At 40.4% G+C, this 24425-nt stretch carries 29 protein-coding genes and 1 pseudogene; 16 read left to right on the top strand and 14 right to left on the bottom strand.

The window, feature by feature from the left end:
• Positions 1 to 11: 11 nt before the first annotated feature.
• On the top strand, positions 12 to 1097 hold the full coding sequence (locus tag F3G86_RS01970; RefSeq protein WP_149722834.1) for a pyridoxal-phosphate dependent enzyme: 1086 nt from the start codon (positions 12 to 14) through the stop codon (positions 1095 to 1097).
• 163 nt (positions 1098 to 1260) lie between these two features.
• Positions 1261 to 2604 (top strand): transcription termination factor Rho, encoded by a 1344-nt coding sequence (gene rho / locus F3G86_RS01965; protein ID WP_149722833.1) that lies wholly within the window; start codon positions 1261 to 1263, stop codon positions 2602 to 2604.
• Between the two features lie 130 nt (positions 2605 to 2734).
• On the opposite strand, the pseudogene F3G86_RS01960 reads toward rho, so the two are convergent.
• Positions 2735 to 2920 (bottom strand): annotated as a pseudogene (locus F3G86_RS01960) (transcriptional regulator); the annotation flags it as partial.
• Between F3G86_RS01960 and F3G86_RS01955 the strand changes: the two are divergent.
• A complete protein-coding gene (locus F3G86_RS01955) occupies positions 2912 to 3490 on the top strand; it encodes an outer membrane beta-barrel protein (RefSeq protein ID WP_149722832.1) in 579 nt (192 codons plus the stop codon). The pseudogene F3G86_RS01960 and the gene F3G86_RS01955 overlap by 9 nt on opposite strands.
• 48 nt (positions 3491 to 3538) lie before the next feature.
• On the opposite strand, the gene F3G86_RS01950 is transcribed toward F3G86_RS01955, so the two are convergent.
• Both F3G86_RS01950 and nusA read right to left on the bottom strand, forming a co-directional pair.
• Entirely contained in the window at positions 3539 to 4018 is a 480-nt protein-coding gene (locus tag F3G86_RS01950; RefSeq protein ID WP_149722831.1) for a GNAT family N-acetyltransferase, read from the bottom strand.
• Positions 4018 to 5121, bottom strand: coding sequence for a transcription termination factor NusA (gene nusA / locus F3G86_RS01945; RefSeq protein WP_149722830.1), 1104 nt, complete (start codon positions 5119 to 5121; stop codon positions 4018 to 4020). The genes F3G86_RS01950 and nusA overlap by 1 nt, the downstream gene beginning before the upstream one ends.
• A 172-nt stretch (positions 5122 to 5293) precedes the next feature.
• Between nusA and F3G86_RS01940 the strand changes: the two genes are divergently transcribed.
• The 8 genes from F3G86_RS01940 (at position 5294) to F3G86_RS01905 (ending at position 10642) form a co-directional block, all read left to right on the top strand.
• On the top strand, positions 5294 to 5536 hold the full coding sequence (locus F3G86_RS01940) for an HP0268 family nuclease (protein WP_002941786.1): 243 nt from the start codon (positions 5294 to 5296) through the stop codon (positions 5534 to 5536).
• Positions 5536 to 6837: a tRNA (N6-isopentenyl adenosine(37)-C2)-methylthiotransferase MiaB gene (gene miaB / locus F3G86_RS01935; RefSeq protein ID WP_149722829.1), complete on the top strand. Its 1302-nt coding sequence runs from the start codon at positions 5536 to 5538 to the stop codon at positions 6835 to 6837. The genes F3G86_RS01940 and miaB overlap by 1 nt, the downstream gene beginning before the upstream one ends.
• Entirely contained in the window at positions 6818 to 7597 is a 780-nt protein-coding gene (locus tag F3G86_RS01930; RefSeq protein ID WP_149722828.1) for a lysophospholipid acyltransferase family protein, read from the top strand. Before miaB ends, F3G86_RS01930 begins: the two co-directional genes overlap by 20 nt.
• Positions 7587 to 8033: a hypothetical protein gene (locus F3G86_RS01925; RefSeq protein ID WP_149722827.1), complete on the top strand. Its 447-nt coding sequence runs from the start codon at positions 7587 to 7589 to the stop codon at positions 8031 to 8033. The genes F3G86_RS01930 and F3G86_RS01925 overlap by 11 nt, the downstream gene beginning before the upstream one ends.
• A 61-nt stretch (positions 8034 to 8094) precedes the next feature.
• On the top strand, positions 8095 to 9099 hold the full coding sequence (locus F3G86_RS01920; protein ID WP_149722826.1) for a DUF8341 domain-containing protein: 1005 nt from the start codon (positions 8095 to 8097) through the stop codon (positions 9097 to 9099).
• The gene (locus F3G86_RS01915; RefSeq protein WP_149722825.1) at positions 9096 to 9617 is read left to right on the top strand and encodes a PilN family protein; all 522 of its coding nucleotides are present in this window, start codon (positions 9096 to 9098) and stop codon (positions 9615 to 9617) included. The genes F3G86_RS01920 and F3G86_RS01915 overlap by 4 nt, the downstream gene beginning before the upstream one ends.
• On the top strand, positions 9610 to 10146 hold the full coding sequence (locus tag F3G86_RS01910) for a hypothetical protein (RefSeq protein ID WP_002942078.1): 537 nt from the start codon (positions 9610 to 9612) through the stop codon (positions 10144 to 10146). Before F3G86_RS01915 ends, F3G86_RS01910 begins: the two co-directional genes overlap by 8 nt.
• A 181-nt stretch (positions 10147 to 10327) precedes the next feature.
• Positions 10328 to 10642 carry a winged helix-turn-helix domain-containing protein gene (locus F3G86_RS01905; protein WP_149722824.1) on the top strand — a complete coding sequence of 105 codons (315 nt, stop codon included), beginning with the start codon at positions 10328 to 10330 and terminating at the stop codon, positions 10640 to 10642.
• A 44-nt stretch (positions 10643 to 10686) separates the two neighbouring features.
• Here the strand turns inward: F3G86_RS01905 and F3G86_RS01900 are convergent, their stop codons facing one another.
• Genes F3G86_RS01900 through F3G86_RS01885 form a run of 4 tightly spaced genes read right to left on the bottom strand, consistent with a single transcriptional unit; the run spans position 10687 to position 13647 of the window.
• Positions 10687 to 11310, bottom strand: a complete 624-nt coding sequence (locus tag F3G86_RS01900) for a tetratricopeptide repeat protein (RefSeq protein ID WP_149722823.1) — start codon at positions 11308 to 11310, stop codon at positions 10687 to 10689.
• A gap of 12 nt (positions 11311 to 11322) precedes the next feature.
• Positions 11323 to 11982 (bottom strand): tetratricopeptide repeat protein, encoded by a 660-nt coding sequence (locus F3G86_RS01895; RefSeq protein WP_087582363.1) that lies wholly within the window; start codon positions 11980 to 11982, stop codon positions 11323 to 11325.
• 10 nt (positions 11983 to 11992) lie between these two features.
• On the bottom strand, positions 11993 to 13333 hold the full coding sequence (locus tag F3G86_RS01890) for a dihydrolipoyl dehydrogenase family protein (protein ID WP_149722822.1): 1341 nt from the start codon (positions 13331 to 13333) through the stop codon (positions 11993 to 11995).
• Entirely contained in the window at positions 13330 to 13647 is a 318-nt protein-coding gene (locus F3G86_RS01885; protein ID WP_149722821.1) for a type II secretion system protein, read from the bottom strand. Before F3G86_RS01885 ends, F3G86_RS01890 begins: the two co-directional genes overlap by 4 nt.
• Before the next feature lie 77 nt (positions 13648 to 13724).
• Here F3G86_RS01885 and F3G86_RS01880 point away from each other — a divergent pair, with 77 nt between their 5' ends.
• A complete protein-coding gene (locus F3G86_RS01880) occupies positions 13725 to 14276 on the top strand; it encodes a tetratricopeptide repeat protein (protein WP_149722820.1) in 552 nt (183 codons plus the stop codon).
• Positions 14277 to 14300: 24 nt separating this feature from the next.
• On the opposite strand, the gene prfB is transcribed toward F3G86_RS01880, so the two are convergent.
• Positions 14301 to 15401, bottom strand: a complete 1101-nt coding sequence (gene prfB / locus F3G86_RS01875) for a peptide chain release factor 2 (RefSeq protein ID WP_149722819.1) — start codon at positions 15399 to 15401, stop codon at positions 14301 to 14303.
• Between the two features lie 119 nt (positions 15402 to 15520).
• Here prfB and panC point away from each other — a divergent pair, with 119 nt between their 5' ends.
• The 3 genes from panC to tilS are packed head-to-tail and all read left to right on the top strand — an operon-like array spanning position 15521 to position 18646.
• Positions 15521 to 16342: a pantoate--beta-alanine ligase gene (gene panC, locus F3G86_RS01870; RefSeq protein WP_149722818.1), complete on the top strand. Its 822-nt coding sequence runs from the start codon at positions 15521 to 15523 to the stop codon at positions 16340 to 16342.
• A gap of 2 nt (positions 16343 to 16344) precedes the next feature.
• Entirely contained in the window at positions 16345 to 17679 is a 1335-nt protein-coding gene (gene rimO / locus F3G86_RS01865; protein WP_149722817.1) for a 30S ribosomal protein S12 methylthiotransferase RimO, read from the top strand.
• On the top strand, positions 17654 to 18646 hold the full coding sequence (gene tilS / locus F3G86_RS01860) for a tRNA lysidine(34) synthetase TilS (RefSeq protein ID WP_149722816.1): 993 nt from the start codon (positions 17654 to 17656) through the stop codon (positions 18644 to 18646). Before rimO ends, tilS begins: the two co-directional genes overlap by 26 nt.
• A gap of 707 nt (positions 18647 to 19353) precedes the next feature.
• Here tilS and F3G86_RS01855 read toward each other — a convergent pair.
• The 5 genes from F3G86_RS01855 to gmhB are packed head-to-tail and all read right to left on the bottom strand — an operon-like array spanning position 19354 to position 23264.
• On the bottom strand, positions 19354 to 19749 hold the full coding sequence (locus F3G86_RS01855) for an SseB family protein (protein ID WP_149723148.1): 396 nt from the start codon (positions 19747 to 19749) through the stop codon (positions 19354 to 19356).
• Between the two features lies 1 nt (position 19750).
• Entirely contained in the window at positions 19751 to 20320 is a 570-nt protein-coding gene (gmhA, locus tag F3G86_RS01850; RefSeq protein ID WP_149722815.1) for a D-sedoheptulose 7-phosphate isomerase, read from the bottom strand.
• A complete protein-coding gene (gene rfaE1, locus F3G86_RS01845) occupies positions 20295 to 21713 on the bottom strand; it encodes a D-glycero-beta-D-manno-heptose-7-phosphate kinase (RefSeq protein WP_149722814.1) in 1419 nt (472 codons plus the stop codon). Before rfaE1 ends, gmhA begins: the two co-directional genes overlap by 26 nt.
• Positions 21706 to 22695 (bottom strand): ADP-glyceromanno-heptose 6-epimerase, encoded by a 990-nt coding sequence (rfaD, locus tag F3G86_RS01840; RefSeq protein WP_103599357.1) that lies wholly within the window; start codon positions 22693 to 22695, stop codon positions 21706 to 21708. The genes rfaE1 and rfaD overlap by 8 nt, the downstream gene beginning before the upstream one ends.
• Positions 22692 to 23264, bottom strand: coding sequence for a D-glycero-beta-D-manno-heptose 1,7-bisphosphate 7-phosphatase (gene gmhB, locus F3G86_RS01835; protein WP_411160683.1), 573 nt, complete (start codon positions 23262 to 23264; stop codon positions 22692 to 22694). The genes rfaD and gmhB overlap by 4 nt, the downstream gene beginning before the upstream one ends.
• Before the next feature lie 35 nt (positions 23265 to 23299).
• Between gmhB and F3G86_RS01830 the strand changes: the two genes are divergently transcribed.
• On the top strand, positions 23300 to 23602 hold the full coding sequence (locus F3G86_RS01830; RefSeq protein ID WP_009294052.1) for a c-type cytochrome: 303 nt from the start codon (positions 23300 to 23302) through the stop codon (positions 23600 to 23602).
• 25 nt (positions 23603 to 23627) lie between these two features.
• On the opposite strand, the gene F3G86_RS01825 is transcribed toward F3G86_RS01830, so the two are convergent.
• Positions 23628 to 24419 (bottom strand): hypothetical protein, encoded by a 792-nt coding sequence (locus F3G86_RS01825; protein ID WP_223228529.1) that lies wholly within the window; start codon positions 24417 to 24419, stop codon positions 23628 to 23630.
• Positions 24420 to 24425: the final 6 nt, after the last annotated feature.

The raw sequence follows: 24425 nt of genomic DNA, 5'->3' as shown, positions 1-24425 counted from the left end.
AAGGAGCAACAATGCCTAAATTTATCTGCTCAAAGTGCGGCAAAAGCGCAGATTTTGAGACGCCTATATTTGCGTGCGAGTGCGGGGGGCTTTATGATCTGGGGTTTAAGCCAGCCAAATTTGATCTAAATTTGATCGATCAGCGCGAGTTTAGCCTCTTTAGATACAGAGAATTTTTCCCTATCAAAAACGATCTTTGGCGCGACATCAGCCTTGGCGAAGGGCTAACAAAGAGCGTGAAATTTAATGACTCACTCTACCTTAAAATGGACTATGCGATGCCAACGCTTTCCTTTAAGGATAGGGGTGCGGTGATGCTTATTTGGTTTTGTAAAACTCATGGCATCAAAAAAATCTTACAAGATAGCAGCGGAAACGCTGGAAACTCGGTAGCTGCATACGCTGCAAGAGCTGGGATAGAGTGTGAAATTTACGTTCCAAAAGGCACAAGCGAGAAAAAGATAAAGATGCTTGAGTACTACGGCGCAAAGGCGGTTGTCTTTGACGGCACGCGCGATGAGACGGCAGATGCTTGTAGAAAAAGGGCAAAAGATGAGGGCATATTTTACGCAAACCACGTCTTTAACCCGCTTTTTTACCAAGGCACTAAAACATATATATATGAAATTTACGAGCAGCTTGGCTTTGTCCCTGAAAATTTATTCCTGCCAGTTGGCAACGGCACCTTGCTAATAGGCTGCGAGATAGCGCTAAACGAGCTATTTGAGGCTGGAGTGATCAAAAAGCTACCTAAAATTTTCATCGTTCAAAGCGAAAAGTGCGCGCCGTTTCTTGGGGCGACAAGCGAGCCAGTTGCGATAAAAGCTAAGCCAACTTTGGCTGAGGGCATAGCGATCGCAAAACCTGCTCGTGGCGCTGAAATTTTATCTAGCGACTACGCAGGCGAGCGCGAGGTGATCACGATAAAAGAAGATGATATTGAACCTGCTAGAAATTTCCTAGCAAGCCGCGGCTTTTATGTCGAACACACCACAGCAGCCATCTACGCCGCCTACGCAAGCTACGTAAAATCGCACAAAATAGAGGGCAGAAGCATCATCTCGATGTGCGGTGCTGGGCTAAAGAGCGAACACTAATTTAAATTTGCAGGTCATTTTGCCTGTAAATTTGCCTATTTTAGCGACTTTGGTTGTGGCATTTCTTGACAACAAAGTTTTATTTTTATAAAATGCCAAAACTTTCAAAAAACTTTTGAAGCCCAGAATTCTGCAATCTTATCCCCGCATTTAAAGAGGAAAAATGGAAAACAATAACCAAACCGAGCAAAGTGCTGCTCAAAGCACAAGAACTACAAAAAAACATCAAGCATCAAGAACCCACGTACCAGTCGACGGACACAAGATCGAAGAGCTAAGAACGCTTAGCTTAGAAGAGCTAGTGCAGATCGCAAATGGCGTTGGCGTCGAAAATCCACGCGAATTTCGCAGGCAGGATTTGATATTTGAGATACTAAAAACCCAGACAAAACAAGGCGGCTTTATACTATTTACTGGAATTTTAGAGATAACAAACGAGGGTTACGGCTTTTTAAGGGCTGTTGATGCAAATTTAAGCGACAGCTCAAACGACGCTTATGTTTCAAACTCTCAGATCCGCAAATTTGCACTTCGTGTGGGCGACATCATCACCGGCCAAGTAAGAGAGCCAAAAGATCAAGAAAAATACTACGCCCTTTTAAAGATCGAAGCGGTAAATTATATGCCTCTAGCAGACGCAAAAGAGAGGCCACTCTTTGACAACTTAACCCCGCTTTTCCCAACCGAAAAGCTAAATTTAGAGTATGATCCGATGAAGCTAACAGGCCGTGTGCTTGACCTTTTCACGCCTATTGGCAAGGGTCAGCGTGGCCTCATAGTCGCACCTCCAAGAAGTGGTAAAACTGAGCTTATGAAAGAGCTAGCTCACGGCATCGCTAAAAACCATCCAGAAGCCCAGCTAATGGTGCTTTTGGTAGATGAGAGACCAGAAGAGGTTACAGATATGCAGCGCTGCGTAAAAGGCGAGGTATTTAGCTCGACATTTGACCTGCCAGCGCTTAACCATGTCCGCGTAGCAGAGCTAGTCATCGAAAAGGCAAAACGTCTAGTTGAAATGGGCAAAGACGTCATCATCTTGCTTGATAGCATAACCCGTCTAGCACGTGCCTACAACACAGTGACCCCGCCAAGCGGTAAGGTGCTAACAGGCGGCGTGGATGCAAACGCACTTCACAAGCCAAAACGCTTCTTTGGCGCAGCTAGAAACATAGAGCACGGCGGCTCACTAACCATCATCGCAACAGCACTTATCGACACTGGCTCACGCATGGATGAAGTGATATTTGAAGAGTTTAAAGGCACTGGAAACAGCGAAATCGTGCTTGACCGCAACATCTCAGACCGCAGAATTTACCCAGCTATCAACGTACTAAAATCAGGCACCAGAAAAGAAGAGCTACTTCAAAAACCTGATGAGCTTCAGAAAATTTGGGCTATCCGCTCTGCGATCGCTACAATGGACGATGTTGAAGCGCTTAAATTCTTATACGCAAAAATGCTAAAAACAAAAGACAACAAAGAGCTTCTCTCTATCCTAAACGAGTAAATTTAACTGAGCTTGAAGCGCTTGCTTTGAGCTCAAATTTCTTCACCTAAAATATCCAGCTAAAAATATCTTAGAAATTTTGAATTTTCTAGCTCTTACAACTATAAAAGAGATTACGATTTATAAATGATTATTTACTAAATTTTTCTATGTCTTGATTGATTAATTTTTCATACTCGCAAAGCTCGTTGCAAGTCTTTTTGCTCTGCTCGATAAGCTCGTCAAATTTAAATCCAAGCATCACGATACGATAAAGGTTGGGCTTGTGCTTTCGCCAGTTGTAAAGCGTTGCGACATCAACGTCTAAATGATAAGCTTAAGCCTAGCTAGTGCCGCTGCTTTAGCGCAAGGAGCCTTTGTTGGAGTTGAAGGAGACTACTCTTTTGGATCAAAACTTACTGTAAAAGGTGATGATGGCTCAAAGATCAAATTTAAAAAAGCACAGCCAGGTCTTGGTTTAAAAGCTGGTTATGACTTTGACGTAGCTAGGGTTTATGGTGCTTACATATATGATTTTAAGGCTAAGAAAACAGCAAATGATGAAGATAAGAGCGTAGCTGAGTGGAAAACTCATAAATTTATAGTTGGCGCCGACTATACTCCAAGCATAGCAAAAGATCTAAAACTAGTTCTTGGTGGCTATACTGGTTTTTCAAAACTAAAAATAAAAGGTGGCGATGCTGAAACTCCGATGGAAAGCGCTAGTACAAACGGCTGGATGCTAGGTGCAAGAGTTGGTGCTGAATACTCTATCAATGAAAACAATGCGGTTGAGTTTGGTCTAAAAGCTGATAGAACCGACTACGGCAAGATTAGTAAATTTGATATGATTGATGCCAAAGAGACAAACATCGGTCTTTATATGGGATATACATATAAATTTTAATCACCAGCAAGCTCAAATTTCAAAGCAAATTTGAGCTTTTATTAGAAACTATAATTTTACCAGCTTTTCTAAATTTTCGCCGTCTAAGCGGTAGGTTCTCCACTCAAGAGATTGGTTTTTAGCACCCATGCTTTCATAAAATTTGATACTTGGCTCATTCCAGTTTAGGCAGCACCACTCAAGCCTTTTTAAATTTTCATCCTTACAAATTTGAGCTAGAAATTTAAAAAATGCCTTGCCGATGCCTTGATTTCTAAACTCTTTTTTGACGTAAATGTCTTCAAGATAGATCCCGCCAAGCCCTAAAAATGTAGAAAATGTGTAAAAATAGATAGCGTAGCCAATAGCCCTGCCCTCACTCTCACAGATAAGGGCTTTTGCATGATTTTTATTAAAAATGGAGTCTGCGAAAATTTCATTTGTAAAAGTGACTTGATCGCTCATTTTTTCGTAAGCCGCAAGCTCTCTTACAAGCTCACAGATCATGTCTATATCGCCTCTAGTCGCTTTTCTTATTTGAAATTTCATTAGTTATCACCAAAGAGTGCTTTTAGATCCTTGACCATTCCGCCGTCACTATCGCCACTACCAGTTTTCAAGCCAAGCTCGTTTAGCTCGATCTCATAGCCAGTTAGCATGCTTGCTAGGCGGATATTTATGCCGTTTTTGCCGATAGCTTTACTCTTTTGCTCGCTCGCAAGTGTCACGATCGCCTTGTTTTCTTCGATCTTTACAGATGTGATGATAGCAGGTGCCATAGCACGAGCTACCAAGATCGCTGGCTCAGTGGTGTATTCGATCGCATCGATGCTCTCGCCGTGAAGTTCTTTGCTTACGGCATTTATCCTAACGCCCTTTGTGCCGACCGTTGCGCCGACTGGATCGATGTTTGGAGTGGTTGAGATGAGCGCTACTTTAGCCCTTTCGCCAGGGATCCTCGCACTGCCTTGAATGATGATACCGCCGTCTTTTATCTCTGGCACCTCTGAAGTTAGTAGTGCTTCAAGAAATTTAGGCGAAGTCCTTGAAAGTTCGACCTTTATGCCTAAATTTTTATCTGTAAAAACTTTTCTAATGACCGCTTTTACCACATCGCCTACTTTAAATTTCTCACCTTTTATGCGGTTTTTACGTGGCAAGATAGCACGAAGCTCGTCTATCTCGATAAAGGTGTTTTCGTCGTTATCAACCCTAACAACCGGACCAAAGACCATGTGGCCGCTCATCTCATTATATTTTTGTAAAATTTTCTCTTCAACTAGGCGCTGGATGTGATACTCAAGCTCCTTGTGAAGCGTTTGGGCGGCTGTTCTGCCAAGGTTATCAAGGCTTAGCTCGTAAGTGAGCTCATCACCGATCTCTACGCCATTATCTATCTTTTTAGCCTCTTTTAAGCTTAAAAAGTGCTCATTGTCTTCAGCAAGCCTCTCATCGTCGTTTGCTACGATTGAAATTTTTTGATAAAGCTTTAAATTTTTATTTGCATCGATGCTCACGTCATATTCATAATTTTCGCCATAAACCCTTTTTGCAGTGTTTATCAAGGCTCTTATGACGCGCTCTTTTACATCTTCTATCTCTAAATTTTTCTCATTGGCAATTGACTCTATAATGTCTGATATTCTTTCCATTTTTTCTCCATTGTGACGATAAATTTCGGGGATTTTTCGTGAAGTTTTGAAATTATACATAAGCCATACTTTTAATAACTTTAAGCTTGTTATTAACTTTTATTTAATCCTTTTTTTATGATGATTTGGGTATATTGACCGATTAAAATTTAAGATTTTGAAAGGATTAAAAATGGAGCTAAAACTTGCAAGAGCCGAATTAGACGCAAAACCAAAAACGATTTCACTAGAAAAAATAGAGGCAGCTGTCGAAAAAGAGGGTCAGAAAATTTTTTATTTTGATAAAGAAAACACGCACAAACAACTAATCGCCTTAGTCGAGCACTTTGAAGAAAAAGGGCTAAGCGTTTATCATAGAACCGTGAAATACGGCCTTGATGATAGCGATTATATGTATGAAGTGCATATACTTTAATGAGTAAAAAACTCTTTATCCAAACTCTAGGTTGTGCTATGAATGTTCGTGACAGCGAGCATATCATAGCCGAGCTCTCACAAAAAGAAGACTACTCCTTAACACAAAACATCGAAGAAGCTGATTTAATCCTTATAAATACCTGCTCGGTTCGTGAAAAGCCAGTTCATAAGCTCTTTAGCGAGGTTGGAGCCTTTGAAAAAGCCAAAAAAAGAGGTGCAAAGATAGGCGTTTGCGGCTGCACTGCAAGCCATTTGGGTAGTGAAATTTTTAAACGCGCACCTTATGTTGATTTTGTCCTTGGCGCAAGAAATGTTAGCAAGATCACAAAGGCGGTAAATACGCCTAAATTTATCTCGACCGACATCAACCACGACGAGAGTGAATACGCATTTGGCGAGTTTAGAGGCTCGCCATATAAAAGCCACATCAACATCTCAATCGGCTGCGATAAAAAATGCACCTACTGCATCGTCCCACACACCAGAGGCGATGAAATTTCCATCCCTTCAAGCCTCATCTTAAAAGAGGCAGAAAAGGCTGCAAAAAGTGGTGCAAAAGAGATATTTTTACTAGGGCAAAATGTCAATAACTACGGCAAAAGATTTTCAGGCGCGCAAGAAAATATCGATTTTAGCGACCTTCTAGTAAAGATCAGCGAGATAGAGGGCGTTGAGAGGATAAGATTCACAAGTCCGCATCCGCTTCACATGGATGATAAATTTCTTGAAATTTTTACAAATAACCAAAAAATTTGCAAGTCGATGCACATGCCACTTCAAAGCGGAAACACCAAAGTTTTACGCGAGATGAAGCGCGGATACACAAAAGAGTGGTTTTTAGACCGCGCGCTAAGACTTAGAAAGATGTGCCCAGATGTTAGCATCTCAACTGATGTCATAGTCGCATTTCCAGGGGAGAGCGACAATGAATTTGAAGATACGATGGACGTGCTTGAACAAGTTAGATTTGAGCAAATTTTTAGCTTTAAGTATTCGCCTCGTCCGCTTACAAAAGCAGCTACTTTTACAAATCAAATAGATGATAAAACCGCTTCAGAAAGGCTAACACGCCTGCAAAATCGCCATAGCGAAATTTTAGACGAGATCGTGGCGGCGCAAAAAGATAAAATTTTTGATGTATATTTTGAAGAGCTAAGGGCAAATGGCGGCGTTGCTGGACGAAGTTTTAACAACTTTTTAGTTCAAGTTGATGGCAGCGAAGAGCTTCTTGGCACTACGCAAAAAGTAAAGATCACAAATCCAAAACGAATGGTTTTGTATGGCGAGCTGCAAATTTAAAAACACCCTTGAAAAGGTCGCCCTAAATGTTGGCGTCTTTTTCATATACATTTTGATGTGGCTCATTTTTCTAACCTGCAAAAAGAGCTACACTCCAAATTTCTTACCACAAAATGGCTGCGTCGTCGTCTTTTGGCACAGCAGACTTAGCTTTATGAGCTTTGCTTACAGACGCTGGTGGAGCAGCCAAAACAGAAAACAAGGCAAGGTAATAATAAGCGACCACAAAGATGGCGAGCTCATCACCAAAATAATCAAATTTTTTGGCATTGGCACCATTAGAGGCAGCAGCTCAAAAGGCGGTGCAAGGGCACTTATAGAAGCTCTAAGAGAGATAAAACAAGGCCACGACGTCATCATCACACCAGATGGCCCACGCGGACCAAGACACAGCGTAGCAGACGGAGCTGCGGTGATCGCGCAAAAGTCATCTTGCGAAATTTATGCTCTAAATTTCGAAGCAAACTCGTTTTGGGAGTTTAAAAGCTGGGATAAGATGATACTTCCAAAGCCATTTTCAACTATAAAATTTAGCCTCTCAGCCCCTTTTAGCGTGGCAAATTTAGAGCAAAAAGAGGCAAAAGAGAAGATACAAAACGAGCTTTGGCAAGCCTCACAAAATGATGGCGGCAAGAGCGTGCTACAAAATAAAGAGGACTTTAGGTCAAATTTAAAAATTTGGTGGAAAAAATATGCGCATAAAAATCCGCAAATAAGCGACGAGATAAGAGAAATTTTGGACGAAATTTATGAAAAATAAAATTTCTATCTTTATAGCCATTTTTATAATAGCCTTGTTTGGGCTATTTTTTTACAGCGACAACTCCTACAAGCTCGCTCTTGAAGCGAAATTTTACTACGAGAGCAAAGAGTATGAAAAGGCTATAAATTTAAGCCAAAAAGCCCTTGATTTTGATGCTTACAACAAAATGGCCGCCACCACGCTTAATCAAAGCAAGGCAGCGATAAAATTTAGCTCATACATAAGAAACGGCAAAGAGTATTTAGAGCGTATCAAAAAAATGAGCCAAAGTGGCATCAGCAAGGCTGATAATGAGCGCATCAAAATGATGTGTGATGTGATGATAGAGGATTTTGAAAGCTTAAGAAATTCTGCTTTGCTTGATGATGGCCTAAAAAGCGAAGCTCTAAAGATGAAAGAGGCGTTTGTAAAACTAAAAAACGAGCTGTTTTAAACTTATTTAATCCCTTTTTAGCTAACATATCAAAAATAATGCACTTAAATTTAGGAGAGTTATGTCTTTTAGCATCAAAAAGCTTTTTTCAAACCTTTTCTTAAGCGTCGTGATCGAGGGCAATGAGTGCATTTTCTACGGTCGGGTCTTTAGAAATGGTAAGCTTATAAAAACCACAAATGCTAAATTTACCGACATAAGCATCGAAAATGTCGATGAAAAGGTCATAAAATACATAGAAGAGCAAGAAAAGGCTTATTTTGGCGTCTATGTTTCGCTCTTTTTTAACGATGACTCACAAGGTGCGCTGCCTACTGCTAACTTTGACGAATACAAAAAATTTAACATCAATACGCAAAATTTAACCAGCCTTGTGATGCAAGATAGCTGGAGCATATATGCAAATTTAAACGCTATAAGAAGATATAAAAATCTCTTTGGGCAAGGCAGCGTCGATCTTATCTACTCACCTATCGCTCTGCTCTTTCACGAGCTTTTAAAGCGTGGAATTTCACCTAAAACCACGCTATATCTCTACATCCACTCGCACTCTTTTGCGCTTGCGATATTTAAAGATAAGCAGATGAAGCTCTCGACGTTTTTAAATATGAGCGACACTGAAGAGGGCAACGAAGAGATCGAAAGCCTAAAAGAAGAGGATATAACAGACATAGACAACCTTATCGTCAAAGAAGAAGATGGCGCAACTGCGCTTGATGATTTTAAGAGCTTGGATGATTTCTTAAGCGATGATAAACCAAAAGAATTTGAAGATCTAAACTACGAGCTAAACATGCCAGCTTCGAGCAATGTCGAGAAATCAGTAGCGATCTTTGGGCGCGATATGAAGATGTTTGACTACATTGCAAAGGCTATGAAAGAATTTTATGAAAATCCAATCTACGGCGGCGATTTTATCGAGCAAATCATCGTTTTTGAAAACACAAAGACAAGTGCTACATTTTTACAATACCTGCAATCAGAGCTATTTGTGGAGACATCAAGCTATCCGATCAACACAAATCACATCATGAATGAGATCATGCAAGAAGAGATAACACTATGAAATTTAGCTTCATCACCCCAGAACCAAGACCACTTCTATCTATCTTTAGTAAGCTCTGGCTAAGCCTCATAGGCTTTGTTTTTGTAGTGCTTTTGGTGGCAAATTTCTTCATCGTTTATAAAAACTACTCAACCAAAAAAAATATAGAATTTCTAGCAAACGAGCAAAAAGAGCTTAGCCAAAAGATAGTCACTACAGATGAAATTTCAGCTAAACTTGCCGTGCAGATAGATGCGGCAAACGACATCTTTACGTCAAATTCTATCCTAAAACAAAGCTTGCACAACCTTTTTGACCTTGTGCCTGATAGCATCACGCTTGAAGAGGTCTTTATGGATAAAAACTCGCTCATCATCCGCGGCATAACGCCAACAAAAGATGTCTTTAACCAGCTCTTAGCATCACCACTAAGGTCGATTTTCACCACGTCAAACACTAGCTTTTATCAGAGCAAAAACGGATGGTACGGCTTTATAAGCACAAATAAGATTGATAATTCTGAGGGATATAATGAGTAAAAAAGATACGAGCTTAGAAAAAATCGACCCAGTAAAGCTTTTACTTTTTATATTTGCTTTTATCATAGTTTGCTTCATTATGATATTTGGTTTTATCGTGCCAAATATAAAAGAATTTAAAAGCCTCTCAAGACAAAACTACTCGCAAACCTCATCATATACGAAGGTAAAAAACGAATTTGAAGCTAAATTTAAAGCGCTTGAAGCGACAAGACAAAAAGATGGTGCTATCATCTTGGCCTATGATACAGCTTTTGATAAGGATAAATTTATAAATTTCGCATCGCAGTTTTTTAGCGAGGTAAGTCTTAGCAAGATAGAAGAAGGCGAAAATAATGCAACTGAGAAGTTCTTTAGATACCGCCTAAATGTCACCAGCTCACTTAAAACTCCTCAGAAATTTTATGACTTTTTAGACGCACTTAGTAGCTACGATAGCATCATAAAAGCAGAATTTCCTATCGTCATGAAAGGCGAAAACGACAAAATCCACACAACCTTTAACATAAAAGTTTTTGGGTTAAAGTAACCAAGTTTAATAAATTTCTCCGCATCAAATTTAAAATTGCTGTACCCTTAACAAAGACATGGATATAAAAACCAGCTAGAGTCATCTCTGCTACAAGAGGTCAAACAAGCTCTTACACGCAGATACTAGCGCACAAAGCAAGGTTGTAAAACTATATAAAGAGCTTCAAACTACGATCATAATGGCAACAAAAGATCTTTTTGAAAATAGGATCAAATTTAAAGAAATTTATGAATACGATATGACAAGCAAACAGCTTTTTAAAAATGGCAAAGAGGTGCAAATGCCAAAAAATGAGACAAAACTCTTCTTTTTACTTGTGAGTAATATAGAAAAAGTAGTGAGTTACAAAGTGATCGAAAACTACGTCTGGAGCGAGAAGTCGATGAGTAACGAAGCGCTTAGAATGACTATCAAAAAGATAAGAGCAAAAACTGACGCCGACCTCATCAAAAACATCTCAGGTGTAGGATATAAGCTTAGCGGAGCAAACTAAATTTAACTTTGTGTAGCTTTTATAAATTTAAGCTACACAAATTCTTACCTTTTATCCACGCATTTGCCAAGTTGGCAGGCTCTTTTGTAAAGTGCGTCTGCCTTTGTTTCATCGCCACTTAGCTTTGCAAGCAAAAAGCATGACTGAGCATACTCAAGCTCGCAGCTCTTTGCCAAAAGCTTTAGCACTCTAGCCTCGGCCTTAGTTCTATCTATCTTATGAGTTTTTAAATTTTCGCTTTCGATGTAGGACTTTAGCCCCATGGCCTCGTTGTAGCAGCCTACTCCGTCGCCACTATCGCAAGCTAGTTTATAAAGCTTTAGAGCTTTTTCGATATCTTTTTGCTCATCGACTAGCCCTTGCTCGTAAATTTGACCCAAATTTGAACAAGCAGTCGCAAGCCCAGCGTTGCAAGCCTTTTCATAGTAGCCTTTTGCCTTTACAAAATCCTTTTCGTTACTAAAATTTACAGCTAGATTGTTGCAGTCGATACTATTTCCACTCTCGCAGTTTTGCACCATCTTCTCTTTTTCAAGCTCAAGACGCTCCGCCCTAGCCTCCTCATCGCTTTGCCAAAAGCCAAAGCTCACCATCTTTTGCCACGACCAGCAGCCACTTAGCATAAAGCTAGCAGCTACGATAAGCCCAAAATTTAAAACTCTTTTCACTTATTTTCCTACTTACATGCCAAGCTTTGCGCCAAGTCTTTTCATCTGTGGGCACGCCTTGTTTAGACCGCGAAAGCAAGCGACTTTGTAAATTCCATAAGCTCTTTTTTCGTCTTTGTTCATGCCAAGACCTAGCTCATACATCGCACCGATATTTGCGCAACTTGGCAGATCTCCAGCGTTGCAAGCGTTTGTGTAAGCCTCCATCGCTAAGTAGTAGTCTTGTTTTACGATCTCGCCTTTGCGGTAGGCATTGCCTAGATGATAGCAAGCTTGTACGCCGCCACTGTTGCAGCTATCTTTGTAAATTTCGACCGCTTTTTTTGGATCTTTTTTTACGCCAAGACCGTTTTCATAGAGCGTGCCAAGGTTTGAGCAAGCAAGCTGCACCTTCGCATCGCAAGCCTTTTTGTAGTTTGCATAGGCATTATCATACTCTTTCATAAGCTCAAAATTTACGCCCAAATCATTGCACGCTTCAGCATCGCCGCTCTCGCACTTTGGTGTTAAAAGATCAATAGCATTTTTTGAAATTTGCTCTTTGTTTTGCACCACCTTTTCGTCCTTTGGCTGCTGCCATGAGTCATCTTGTTTTGGCGTATCCCCGATGCCGATGACATTTAAGCAGCCTGTGAAAAATAGAGCAGTTAAAAGTAGTAGATATTTTTTCATTTTTGTCCTTTTAGTATTGTCCAAACAAGTCATTTAGGGCTTCACTGATGCTTGGGTGAGTGAAAATTTGGTTTTTAAAGAAATTTGCATTTGCTTTTAAATTCATAGCGATCGCGATCTCGTTTATGATCTCATTTGCATAGATGCAGTGAAAGCTCGCCCCCAAAATTTCGCCACTACTTGCTTCAACGATCGCTTTTAGCATGCCCACATCGTGATTTAGCACCTTTGCTCCTGGCACTGCTGCCATGCTAAGCTTTAACTCCTTGAAATTTAGCCCAAGATTGCTAGCTTCTTTTGCATTTACGCCAACTCTTGCTAACGGAGTGTCGGTAAATAGCACATTTGCGTGGATGCTTCTGTTTTGTGTAGTGCGTTTTTTATCGCCAAAAATTTGCGAGAAAACTATCCTAAAGTCATCCAAGCTAGTGTAAGTAAAAAGCTCACCGCCGCGCACGTCGCCCACTGCGTAAATGCTTGACACATTTGTTTGAAGGCACTCATTTGTCTTTATGAAGCCTTTTTCATTTAGCTCGACACCAGCTGCTTTTAAATTTAGATCATCTAAATTTGCCACCCTACCAAGCGCCACCAAGAACGCATCTGCCTTGATGATCCTGTCTTCATTATCTTGTTTGAAATTTAGCGCATTGTCTTTTAAGCTCTCTATCTCGCAACCCTCTAAAATTTCGATGCCCTGCACGTTTAGCGCATCTTTTACACTTTTAGCTATATCTTCATCTTCGTTTTTTAGAAGTGGTGAGCGTCCAACGATGGTCACTTTTGAGCCAAAATTTGCAAACATCGATGCAAACTCGATGCCGATAAAGCCGCTGCCAACGATGACAAGATGCTTTGGCATAGTTTTTAGATCGAGCAAAGTTTTGCTTGAAAAGACGTTTGAGTTTGTTATCTCAAATGGTGCATACGCCTCTTTTGAGCCAGTGTTTATGATGATAAACTCGCCTTCAACGACTTTTTGCTCGCCGTTTGAGGTTGTAACTAGGACGCTATTTTTATCTTTAAACGAGCCAATACCATCGATTACATCGATATTTTCTTTATCATTTAGCATCGCGTAGTTTTTAGAATTTAAAGCTGAGATTAGCTTATTTTTGTTTTCGATGCTAAGCGTATAATACTCGTTTTCAACGCTATTGTCTGCATATATCGCCTCTTTTGCAGCTGTGATTAGACGCTTTGTCGGTATGCAACCCACGTTTATACAAGTGCCTCCATACATCTTTGGTGATCTCTCGATTAGCGCGACTTTCTTGCCAAGCGCAGCAGCCTTTACAGCTAGCGTTTTGCCAGCCTTACCAAATCCAATGATAACAATGTCATATTTCATTTAATTTTTCCTATTATGTAGTATGTAGTTTCGCTTATCTTTTTGATATCCATTTTGTATTTATTTGCCCAGCTTTTGATAATCTCATCAACCCGCTCTTTTATCTCTTTGACGGTCGCAACGTTTTTTATCTTTAACCTATCCTCGCTCCCGCTCATCGCCACAAAGCAAAGGTGTGGCTTTAGATGATCGTTTAGCTCGATCACACTCTTTGGCAAAAGGCCGTCAGTGTTATTTAAAATTCTACGCATATGCTCAGTGGTCGTTTCATCTATGTTGTAGCCAAGCTGTGTCAAAAGTGCGTTATGATCCATATCGTTCCTTTTTGCTTAAATTTGCGATCATTATAAGATAAAATTCGATAAAATCGCCTAAATTTTCAAGGACAAATATGAAAAAATTTATCATTTTTCTATTTAGCATTTTGCTATTTTGGGGCTGTTCAGCAGAGCAAATTTCGCAAAATTTAGGTCTTAGCGAGCCACCACTTGATCCTGAAGTAGAGCAGATAGCAGATGCCATCTACTTATATAACGAGGGCAACTACCCAAAAGCTTGCAAGAGATTTTACGACTACGCAAAAGATGGCAATGTCCTAGCCATGCAGCAAACTGGCGTTTGTTTTCGTGACGGCAAAGGCTTTAGTAAAGATATCTTAAGGGCACTTTTTTGGTTTGAAACAGCTGGCAGATACGGCAACATAGATGGTCTTAGAAGCGCTGGATATATCTACGAATACGGCCTTGGGGTCAATAAAAATTTAGAAAAAGCGATATATTTTTACGAAAAAGCCACAAGCCTTGGCTCAAGCGAAGCCAGCTACGATCTAGGGCTCATCTACCTAAGTAAAAACGACTACAAAAAAGCTAGAATTTATCTTAATGAGGCTTGCTATCACGGCAAAGAAGAAGCCTGCACGAAGCTAAAAGAGATGAAATTTTAGCTCTCATCTCTTTTCATAAATTTATTACGCCTCAGCCTTTTGAGCAATCAAGACGCCCTCTATCATCTTTTTGATATCGCCATCAAGTATCGCGTCAGTTTGTGAGTATGCCTCGCCGCTGCGGTTGTCTTTTACCTGCTGGTATGGGAAAAGCACGTATGATCTTATCTGATGTCCCCAGCCGATCTCACTCTTTTCTACGCTGTTGCTCGCCTCTTGCTGTTTCATCAGCTCAAGCTCGTAAAGGCGTGACTTTAGCATCTTCATCGCTGTGGCTCTATTTTTGTGCTGACTACGGTCGTTTTGACACTGCACGACGATGCCTGTTGGTATGTGCGTGATACGTATGGCTGATTCAGTCTTATTTACGTGCTGGCCGCCCGCGCCACTAGCTCTATAAGTGTCTATCTTTAGATCTTTTTCTTCTATCTCGATCTCTATATCATCATCTACTTCAGGGCTTACCATGACACTAGAAAAGCTCGTGTGGCGGCGTCCAGCACTATCAAATGGGCTTGTACGAACGAGCCTGTGGATGCCATTTTCTGCTTTGAAATATCCATAAGCGTTTTCACCTTTTACGATAAAGCTCACATCCTTTAGTCCTGCCTCTTCGCCCTCTTGAAAGTCCAAAGTCTCGACCTTAAAGCCCTCACGCTCGCAAAATCTAAGATACATCCTATAAAGCATGCTCGCCCAATCGTTGCTCTCAGTGCCGCCAGCTCCAGGGTGGATCGATACGATCGCGTTTTTGCCGTCATCCTCGCCGCTTAAAAGCATAGAAATTTCTAAATTTACTATCTTTTCATCTAAATTTTTAGCATCTTCAAATAAAGAATTTATAGTCTCCTCATCATTTTCAGAATTTGCTAGCTCAAAGAGCTCCTTTGCGTCGCTAACTGCTTGGTGAGCGTCGCTAAATTTAGCAAGCATGTTTAAAATTTTTGTCTTTTCTTTGTTTAGCGCCCCAGCTTTAGCGATATCTTGCCAAAAGTCAGGGTCTTGCTCGGTCGCCTCTATCTCTTTTAGCCTAGCCTTTATCTCGTCAGGCTTTACGATAGAGCCTATGTTTTCAACTTTTGTTTGTAGCTTCTTTAAAAGCTCGTTGTATTCGTAACTATCCAAGTTTTTCTCCATAAATTTTTGCCGATTTTAGCCAAAAGTTGCTTACATTTTTAAATTTACGCCCTTTTAATCCTTTTTTGTTACAATGCCAAGTTAAAATTTAGATAAAAAGAGTCAATATGCAAATCATAAGAACTATAAACGAACTTGAAAATTTTGTCCAAAACGCAAGCGGCAAGATCGGTTTTGTCCCAACAATGGGCGCACTTCACAACGGACACGTTAGCCTTATAAAAAAATGCGTGAGCGAAAATGAGGTAAGCATCGTCTCAACGTTTGTTAATCCAACTCAATTTTTACCAGGCGAAGACCTAGAAAAATACCCAAGAAAAGAGCAAAGCGACATCCAAATTTGCGAGCAAAACGGCGTTAGCGCTATCTTTATACCAGACGAAAAAGAGCTCTACTTTGAAGACGAGCCTCTCATCGTCGCTCCAAAGAAATTTTCAGCCATTTTAGAGGGCAAAACTAGGCCAGGACACTTTGACGGCGTCTTAAGAGTGCTAAACAAGCTATTTCGCCTAACTCGTGCAAATAGCGTCTATATGGGCAAAAAAGACACCCAGCAGCTCATCATCGTACAAAATATGATAAAGACATTTTTCCTAAACATCGAGCTAGTTGCCTGCGATATCGTTAGAGAGCCAGACGGCCTAGCACTTTCAAGCAGAAACGTCTATATCTGCGACGAAGATAAATGCAACGCGCTAAGACTTTCAAGGTCGCTAAATAAAGCACAAAATTTGATCCAAAATGGCGAAGAGGACGCAAGCGAGGTCAAGGCAAAGATGCTTGAGGTTTTAGAGCCTTTAAAGGTTGATTACGTCGCGGTTACAGATAGAAATTTAAACGAAATTTCAAAGGTAGAAAAAGGCAACACCATCATCTTAGTAGCCGCCTTTGTAGGCAAAACTAGGCTAATAGACAATATCTGGATCTAAAAATGCCAAAACTTCATCTAATCTCGCTTGGTTGTAATAAAAATTTAGTTGATTCTGAGATCATGCTGGGACGCTTGCAAAACTACGATATCACGGACGATATCAGCGACGCAGACGTCATCATCGTAAATACCTGTGGCTTTATCAAATCCGCCAAAGAAGAGAGCATACAAACCATACTTGAGATGCACGAAGCTCGTAAAAATGACTCTTTACTCGTGGTGACTGGCTGTCTTATGCAGCGCTATAAAGATGAGCTGATGAAAGAACTGCCAGAGGTCGATCTCTTTACCGGCGTGGCAGACTATGACAAGATCGACGAGATCATCTTGAAAAAGCAAAATTTATTTAGCCCGCAGACCTATTTGCAGGCAAACGAAGAGCGCGTGATAACTGGCTCAAACTACCACGCCTACATCAAAATTTCAGAGGGCTGCAACCAAAAATGTAGCTTTTGCGCGATACCGACATTTAAGGGCAAGCTAAAATCACGCTCGCTTGAAAACATCGTAAATGAGGTCAAAAATCTAGTCAAAAAAGGCTACTACGACTTTAGCTTTTTATCCCAAGACTCAAGCTCATATATGCGCGATCAAGGCGTTAGCGACGGACTAATAAATTTAATAGACGAGATAGAAAAGATAAAAGGCGTAAGAAGCGCTAGGATACTTTATCTCTACCCAAGTACGACCAGCAAGGAGCTAATAGAGCGTATCATCGCCTCGCCAGTATTTCACAACTACTTTGACATGCCTATCCAGCACATCAGCGAAAATATGCTAAAGATAATGAAGCGTGGAAGTGGCGCTAAAAAGATAAAAGAGCTTTTAAATTTGATGAGAAATGCCGAAAATTCATTCTTGCGAACTGGCGTCATCGTGGGACACCCAGGCGAGAGCGAGGAGGATTTTGATGAGCTTTGCGAGTTTTTAGAAGAGTTTAAATTTGATAGAATTTCAGCCTTTGCCTACTCAAAAGAAGAGGACACAGCCTCTTTTGATATGGAGCAAATCCCAGCAAAAATCATCTCAAAAAGGCTAAGCAAGATAGAAAAGATCACTAAAAAAGCGATAAATGAGAGCTTGCAAAAAGAGCTTGGCAAGCAAATTTACGCATCGCTTGAAGGCATAAGCAGTGAGGGCGAGATGTTTTACGCAGCCAAAAAAGATATCTGGGACAAAGATATAGACGGCGAAATTTTGATAAACGAAAGCGACGTAAAAGAGCTTGAGATCGGCTCGCTCTACCTTTGCGAGGTTAGCGACGTGGTTGATCAAAAACTAGTCGCAACAATCTCATCAAAAAAGCAAAATGATAAGCCAAAATGTGCTTGGTAGGCTAAGCTCAGGCGCAAACCTGCTTGCCTTCTCGCACGGCATAGATAGCACCGCACTTTTTTACATTTTAGAAGAGGCTGGGGTCAAATTTGATCTAGCCATAGTCGATCACAACGTTAGAGAGCAGAGTAAATTTGAAGTAGAAAGCGCCAAAGAGCTTGCCAGCAAATTTGGCAAAAAGATCTACGTAAAAAGTGTAAATTTAGCTGGGTCAAATTTTGAAAAAAATGCGCGTGAGGCGAGATATGAGTTTTTTAGCGAAATTTGCCAAAATTTTGGCTATGAAAATTTGATCCTAGCACATCAATTTGATGATAAATTTGAGTGGTTTTTGATGCAGCTTGGCAAGGGCGCTGGACTAAAAGAGCTCTTTGGCATGAGCGAGCTTGAGAGGAGAAAGCACTTTTGGCTGGTTAGACCGCTTTTAAATTTACGCAAAAAAGAGCTTCAAAACTACCTTGACGAGCGAGGTTTGCGCTATTTTGTCGATGAGACAAATTTAGAAGGCAAGCTTAAAAGAAGCTTTGTAAGGCTAAATTTTAGCGAGCCATTTTTGGACGAATACTTTAGCGGCGTGAAGAAAAGCTTTGAGTTTTTGGAAGCTGATAGGCAAAATTTGCTGCCAAATATCACAAAAATAGATGATGAAATTTTCATTATAAAAAATGATAGCAACGTTGTGCGAGGCGTCGATATGGCGGCAAAAGAGCTAAATGTGCTTTTAAGCAAGTCTCAAAAAGATGAGCTAAGTGCAAATTTAGCAAAGCAAACAAGCGTGGTTCTAAGTGGCAAGATTGCTGTTGGCTACGCTAATGAATACATCTTAGTAACGCCATTTTGTAAAGCCGTAATGCCAAAAATATTTAAAGAAAAAGCTAGAATTTTAAAGCTCCCAGCGATAAATAGAGGCTATTTATTTACAAGCGGCGTTCAAATAAAAAACCTTTCTAAATTTTTTAGCAAATAGAGCTTTTTAGTCTGTAAAATTTAATCTACCAAAGGTTAATTTAAAACTAAATTTTGCTCCAACTCTTAAGCAAGCACTCAAGAACAAATGGAGCAAAACTACAAATTTGGTTTTAGCTATTTTTTCTGAGATAAACTGCTTTTGCATTTAAATTTAGAGTAAAAGGCTATAAATTTAATCCACAAAAGAGCAAATTTAAAATTTCTAGCGCTAAATTTTGCCCTTACGGTATTAACACTAAAGCATTAAGTCTTCAAATTTGAAATTTTATCAGCAAATTTATTTCAGCTCTTTTTTTGCTTTGTCGTAGCTGCTTTTAAAGTTAAATTTGGAGTGGCAAGAACTATAAAATTAAGGTCAAATTTATAGCTCTAACCTTAGCAAAATATGGCACTAAAGCCGCAAATTTGATCACATTGCCTACAAGCCATTAAACAAAATTATAAAAGCTTAAATTTGATATACGAAACTAAATTTTGCAAAAGAGATAATGAAATTTACAGATTATTAAGATCAAACACGGGTCTAAATTTAGCCTCAGATCGTCTGCGGTGCCAAATTTAGAAAACGTGCAAAAAGTAGAATTTAGCAAAGCTCACAGCAAAAAAACTAGCCCATAAATTTTAAACAAACTAGCAGTTTAAATTTACCTCATCAAAGCTATTTGCATAAAATAATACGTAAAATTTTATAAATTTTATTACGCACTAGGCGAGGATTTTTTCTATCAGCTCTCTTTTTAGCACAAAGTCATAGCCAAAAGCATCCACCACGACGCCAGTGTAACTGCTCTCTTTTAGCATCGCAAGATACTCTTTTAGCCCTATCTCTATGCTCTCTTGCTCGCTGTCGTTTCGCCAAAGCTTCATCGCCTCTTTGCTTGTAAATGCCGGAAAATAGCTAAGCTTTTCGCCCTCATCTTCAAGGAGGATAAATTTGATATTTGAGCCCTCCTCCTCATAAACTACGCCACCATCAGGCTTTGCAAGCGCTTGGTTTAAAAGCACTGGAGCAAAAAATGTGGCCTTTTTCAAAGCCGCTATCAAATTTATCTCATTTTGCTGGCTAGGCTCATTTAAAAATTTATCCATCGCTTCTTGCATTTTAGCCCCTAAAAGCCTCATCTACGGCCTGGCAGATCGTGTGTATAAAAAAGATGTGTGACTCTTGGATCCTTGCAGTATCGCTTGAGCTAACGACTAAATTTAGATCACATCCTTCATTCATCGCACCACCGCCTTTGCCGCTAAGTCCAAGCACCGATACGCCCATTTTCTTTGCACTTTTTATAGCTTCAAGGACGTTTTTGCTGTTGCCACTTGTTGAGATCGCCACGAGCAAGTCGCCCTCCTGCGCTAAAGCCTCAAACTGGCGTGAAAAAACATAGTCAAAGCCATAATCGTTGCCAATGGCCGTAAGTGCCGAAGTATCAGTAGTTAGCGCGATACCTGGTAGTGGCTGACGCTCGCTTTTATATCTGCCAGTTAGCTCGGCCGCAAAGTGTTGAGCGTCCGCTGCAGAGCCGCCGTTGCCACATATCAGCACCTTTTTGCCGTTTTTTAGCGTCTCAGCCACCATCTGACAAGCGCGCTCCAAGTTACCCAGCAAATTTACATGCTCACTAAAGGTCTTTTGGTGAGCCTCAAGCTCATTTTTTATCATTGTTTTTAGCATCTTTTATCCTTTTTATTATCCCTGTTGTACTTTTGCCCTCGACAAAGTCAATCAGCCTAACCTCTTTTACGATCTCGCTGCCAACGATCTCTTTGCCTTTATAGTCAGCCCCTTTTACAAGCACGTCTGGCTTTATTTTGGTGATCAAATTTAAAGGCGTATCCTCATCAAATATCACGACATAATCGACAAATCCAAGCCCGCTTAGCACGCAGGCTCTATCATTTTGCGAATTTATAGGACGCTCATCGCCTTTTAGTCTCTTAACTGAAGCGTCCGAGTTTAGCCCGACAACCAAAAGATCGCCAAGCTCCCTTGCTCGGGCTAGGTATTTTACGTGCCCAGCGTGCAAGATATCAAAGCAGCCATTTGTGAAAACGACCTTTTTCTTACCCTTTTGGCTCAAAATTTCTTCTAGCTCCTCAACGCTTTTAAGCTTGTGCTCGAAATTTGCCCCAAATGAGCTATTTAGCAGCTGCTCGATCTCGCTAAAACTAGCCGTTGCGCTGCCGATCTTTGCCACGACGACGGCTGCTGCGAGGTTTGCTATCTTTATCGCCTCTTTTATATCAGCTCCGTTTGCTAGCATGTAGCCAAGTGTGGCAAGCACCGTATCTCCAGCACCAGTGACGTCAAAGACCTCTTTTGCTTTGGCAGCAAAGATGTGTAGCCTGTCATCATATAGCGCGATGCCCTCTTCTGAGATCGTGATGATCGAATAGGTCAAATTTAGCTCGTCTTTTAGCTGTTTTATCGCCTTTTCAAGCTCGGCCTTGTCTTTTATCTTTAAATTTGTAGCCTCGCTCGCCTCTTTTTTATTTGGCGTGAGCAGGGTCGCGTTTTTGTATTTTGAGTAGTCGCTACCTTTTGGGTCTATGAGCACTGGGATATTTAGCCTCACGCACTCGTTTATGATCTCTTGGCAGACCTTTTCGCTAAGCACGCCCTTGCCGTAGTCGCTTAGCAAGACGGCCTTGAAATTTGCAAGATTTTCTTTTACTTTTAAGACAAGTTCATCTTCTAAATTTATCTTGACAACGCTCTCTTTATCAATCCTAACAACTTGCTGATGAGATGCCATGATGCGGCTTTTTATCGAGCTTTCACGCCCTTTTTCAGTAAGGATCAGCTCATCTTTTACATTTAGCTCGGCAAGCTTCTCTTTTATCTTTTTGCCAGCCTCGTCATCTCCTAAGACGCTGGCCACGCTCACATTTGCGCCAAGGGAGAGTAAATTTCTCACCACATTGCCAGCGCCACCAAGCGTGTAGGTTTCGTTATTTATCTTTACGACCTGCACTGGCGCTTCAGGCGAGATGCGCTCGCAACTGCCCCAGATATAGTGATCTAGCATTAGATCACCGACGACTAAAATTTTAACTCTCTTAGCCATTTATCTCTTCCTTATAAATTCTCTTTATCTCTGGCAAATAGTCTTTTATCGCCTCTTCTAAGCTCCACGTAGCACTAAAGCCAAATGCCTCGCGTGCTGGGGCGACGTCGGCCTCAGTGTGAAACTGATATGAGCCAACAAATGGGTTTTTGATATATTCGTTGCCTAAATTTACGCCGATCTCACGCTGCAAGATGTCAGCGATATCTTGAAAGCTTCTTGCCTTGCCAGTAGCTGCGTTATAGACGCCACTTGGCGCGTCAAGTGCTTTTATATTTGCGTCAATGATATCTTTTATATAGACAAAGTCACGCTTGATCTGGTCGCTACCCTCAAAGAGCCTTGGGGTCTTGCCAGCTAAAATTTGCAGACCAAACTGAAGCACCATCGAGGCGGTCTTGTTTTTGAAAAACTCGCCCTTGCCAAAGACGTTAAAATACCTCAGTCCAACCACGCTCACGCCGCGCTTTGCGTAAATTTTATTGATATTATCCATGCTTAGCTTGCTAAAGCCATAGACGTTATTTGGCGCTTCGCACTCGCCAACGGTTTGTGGGCTCTTTGCATTGCCATAAGTCGCCCCTGAGCTAGCATAGATCATCTTTGCGCCCAAACTCTCGCAGATATCAAGCAAATTTACAAAGGCATTTACATTTGTTTTTATTAGCTCATCTTGCTCTTTTACGGTCGTGTCTGAGATCGCTGCTTCGTGGTAGATGACGTCTGGACGAAAGCTCTTTATCTTTTCAAGCGTGCTAAGATCGTTGATGTCGCCAGCGTAAATTTCACCCTTAAAGCCAAGTAAATTTTTAAAATGTCCAAAGCTTTTTAGGTTGCCGTTGCTAAATGTCTCGTCGTTTCTAAATTTATCCACGACAAGCACGTGAGCATCTTTGTAATTTTCATCAAAATAGTGCGCCAAAGCTGAGCCGATAAAGCCAGCGCCGCCAGTTATAACTATCTTTTTTCCGTTTAAATTCATAGTGATTTTTCCTTTTTTAGCTTATTTAAAACATCTCTTACATCTTTAAAATTTACGCCATCAAGCAAGAAATTTCTACTCACACCTGCCCTTTTACCAGCCTCGACGTCGCTTGGCTTATCGCCTATCATTAGCGAGTTTTCAAGGTCGATGTTAAACTCTTTGCAAGCATCGAGTATCATTTTTGGATTTGGCTTTCTGCAGGTGCATTTTTGCTCTGGAGCGTGCGGACAAAAATAGACTTTGGTGATAAAAATTTGCTCTTTTTTAAAGCTTTCTAGCATAAATTTGTTTAGAGCGTCAAACTGCTCCTGTGTGTAGTAGCCCCTGCCGATGCCTGATTGATTTGTCACGACAAAGAGCTTGTAGCCAGCCTCAGCAAATTCTCTTAACGCATCAAAAATGCCATCAATAAATTTAAAGTCCTCAATCTTACAAACGTATCCAGCGTCTTCATTTATGACACCGTCTCGGTCTAAAAAAAGTGCTTTGTTGGCTGTTTCTTTTATCATTTGGTGATTATAGCCAAAATATTTTAACCCGCCCCTTGCAAATTTACATTTTTGTATTATAATGCCAGCACGTTTTTTAAAAAGGATGACAAATGAAAAAACTACTAATCGTTTCAAGTGTTGCAGCACTACTTTCAACTGCTGCTTTCGCTGCAGATGGCGCTACTATCTATAAAAAATGCGTTGCCTGTCATGGCGCTAAAGCTGAAAAAGTTTTCAATAACAAAGTTCCAGCTTTAACATCACTTGATGCAGCAGCTATCGAAGCAGCTCTAAAAGGCTACAAAACAGGAGCAAATAAATTTGGTCTTGGTGCTATGATGAAACCTATCGCTACTCCAATGAGCGATGAAGATGCAAAAGCAGTAGCTGAATACATCCAAACTTTAAAATAATCACAGGGGCGCTCGCCCCTTTTTTCTATAAATTTAAACTCACACCAAATTTCAAAAGCTCTTTTGGCAGATAGTCATCGATGTTGTTGATTGTATTGTTGTCTATTTCTATTAAATTTAGATTGTATTTTTTATAAAGCTCTATCTTTTGCTCTTTTCTTTTTATATATGCCTCGTCATCTTCCAAGCCCCAAAATTCAACATAGACCTTGCCTTTTGGTATGTAAAAATCACAATAGACATCTTCTTTTATCGGCACTCTTTTTTCATAAGCATAGGCTATGCCCTCAGCAAAAAGCCAGTTTGCTATAACTAGCTCTGCCCTACTTCTTACATAGTGACCGTCGTTTGTTCGGTATTCAGCCTTAAATTTCTCTCTAAAGTCTTCTTTTTGCTCTTTTTTGCTAGATTTTTCGCCAGCTTTTGTAATCTCGTCTATGAAATTTTCATTACAAAGTAGCCTCTCGTCCCATCTAACGCTTGCTTTGCCCATGTAGAAATTTTGCTTGCTACCATAGTATTTGCCAACATCTGTTACGTTGTAGCCATTGTCACATTTTTTTATAAAGCCTAAATTTAATAAAACCTCATTTACATCTTTTGCGTTTTTGCCAAATTTCTTTGCTATCTCTTTTACGCTAAGCGTATCAGCTATATTTCTTTGGTTAAATTTTACGTAAGTTTTTTGGCGCATCTTTCGCCTGATAAATTTTGTTATCAAATTTACTAAAATGACAAATATTATAATAGGCAGCGCAAAGCTAAAAAACGCTGGCAGCATAGTGGATAGTAAATTTGCCGTATCAAAAATTTGCATTTTTAT

This window comes from Campylobacter concisus (genome assembly GCF_902460595.1).
Taxonomy (GTDB): domain Bacteria; phylum Campylobacterota; class Campylobacteria; order Campylobacterales; family Campylobacteraceae; genus Campylobacter_A; species Campylobacter_A concisus_BL.
This window is presented reverse-complemented; position numbering and strand designations above follow the sequence as displayed.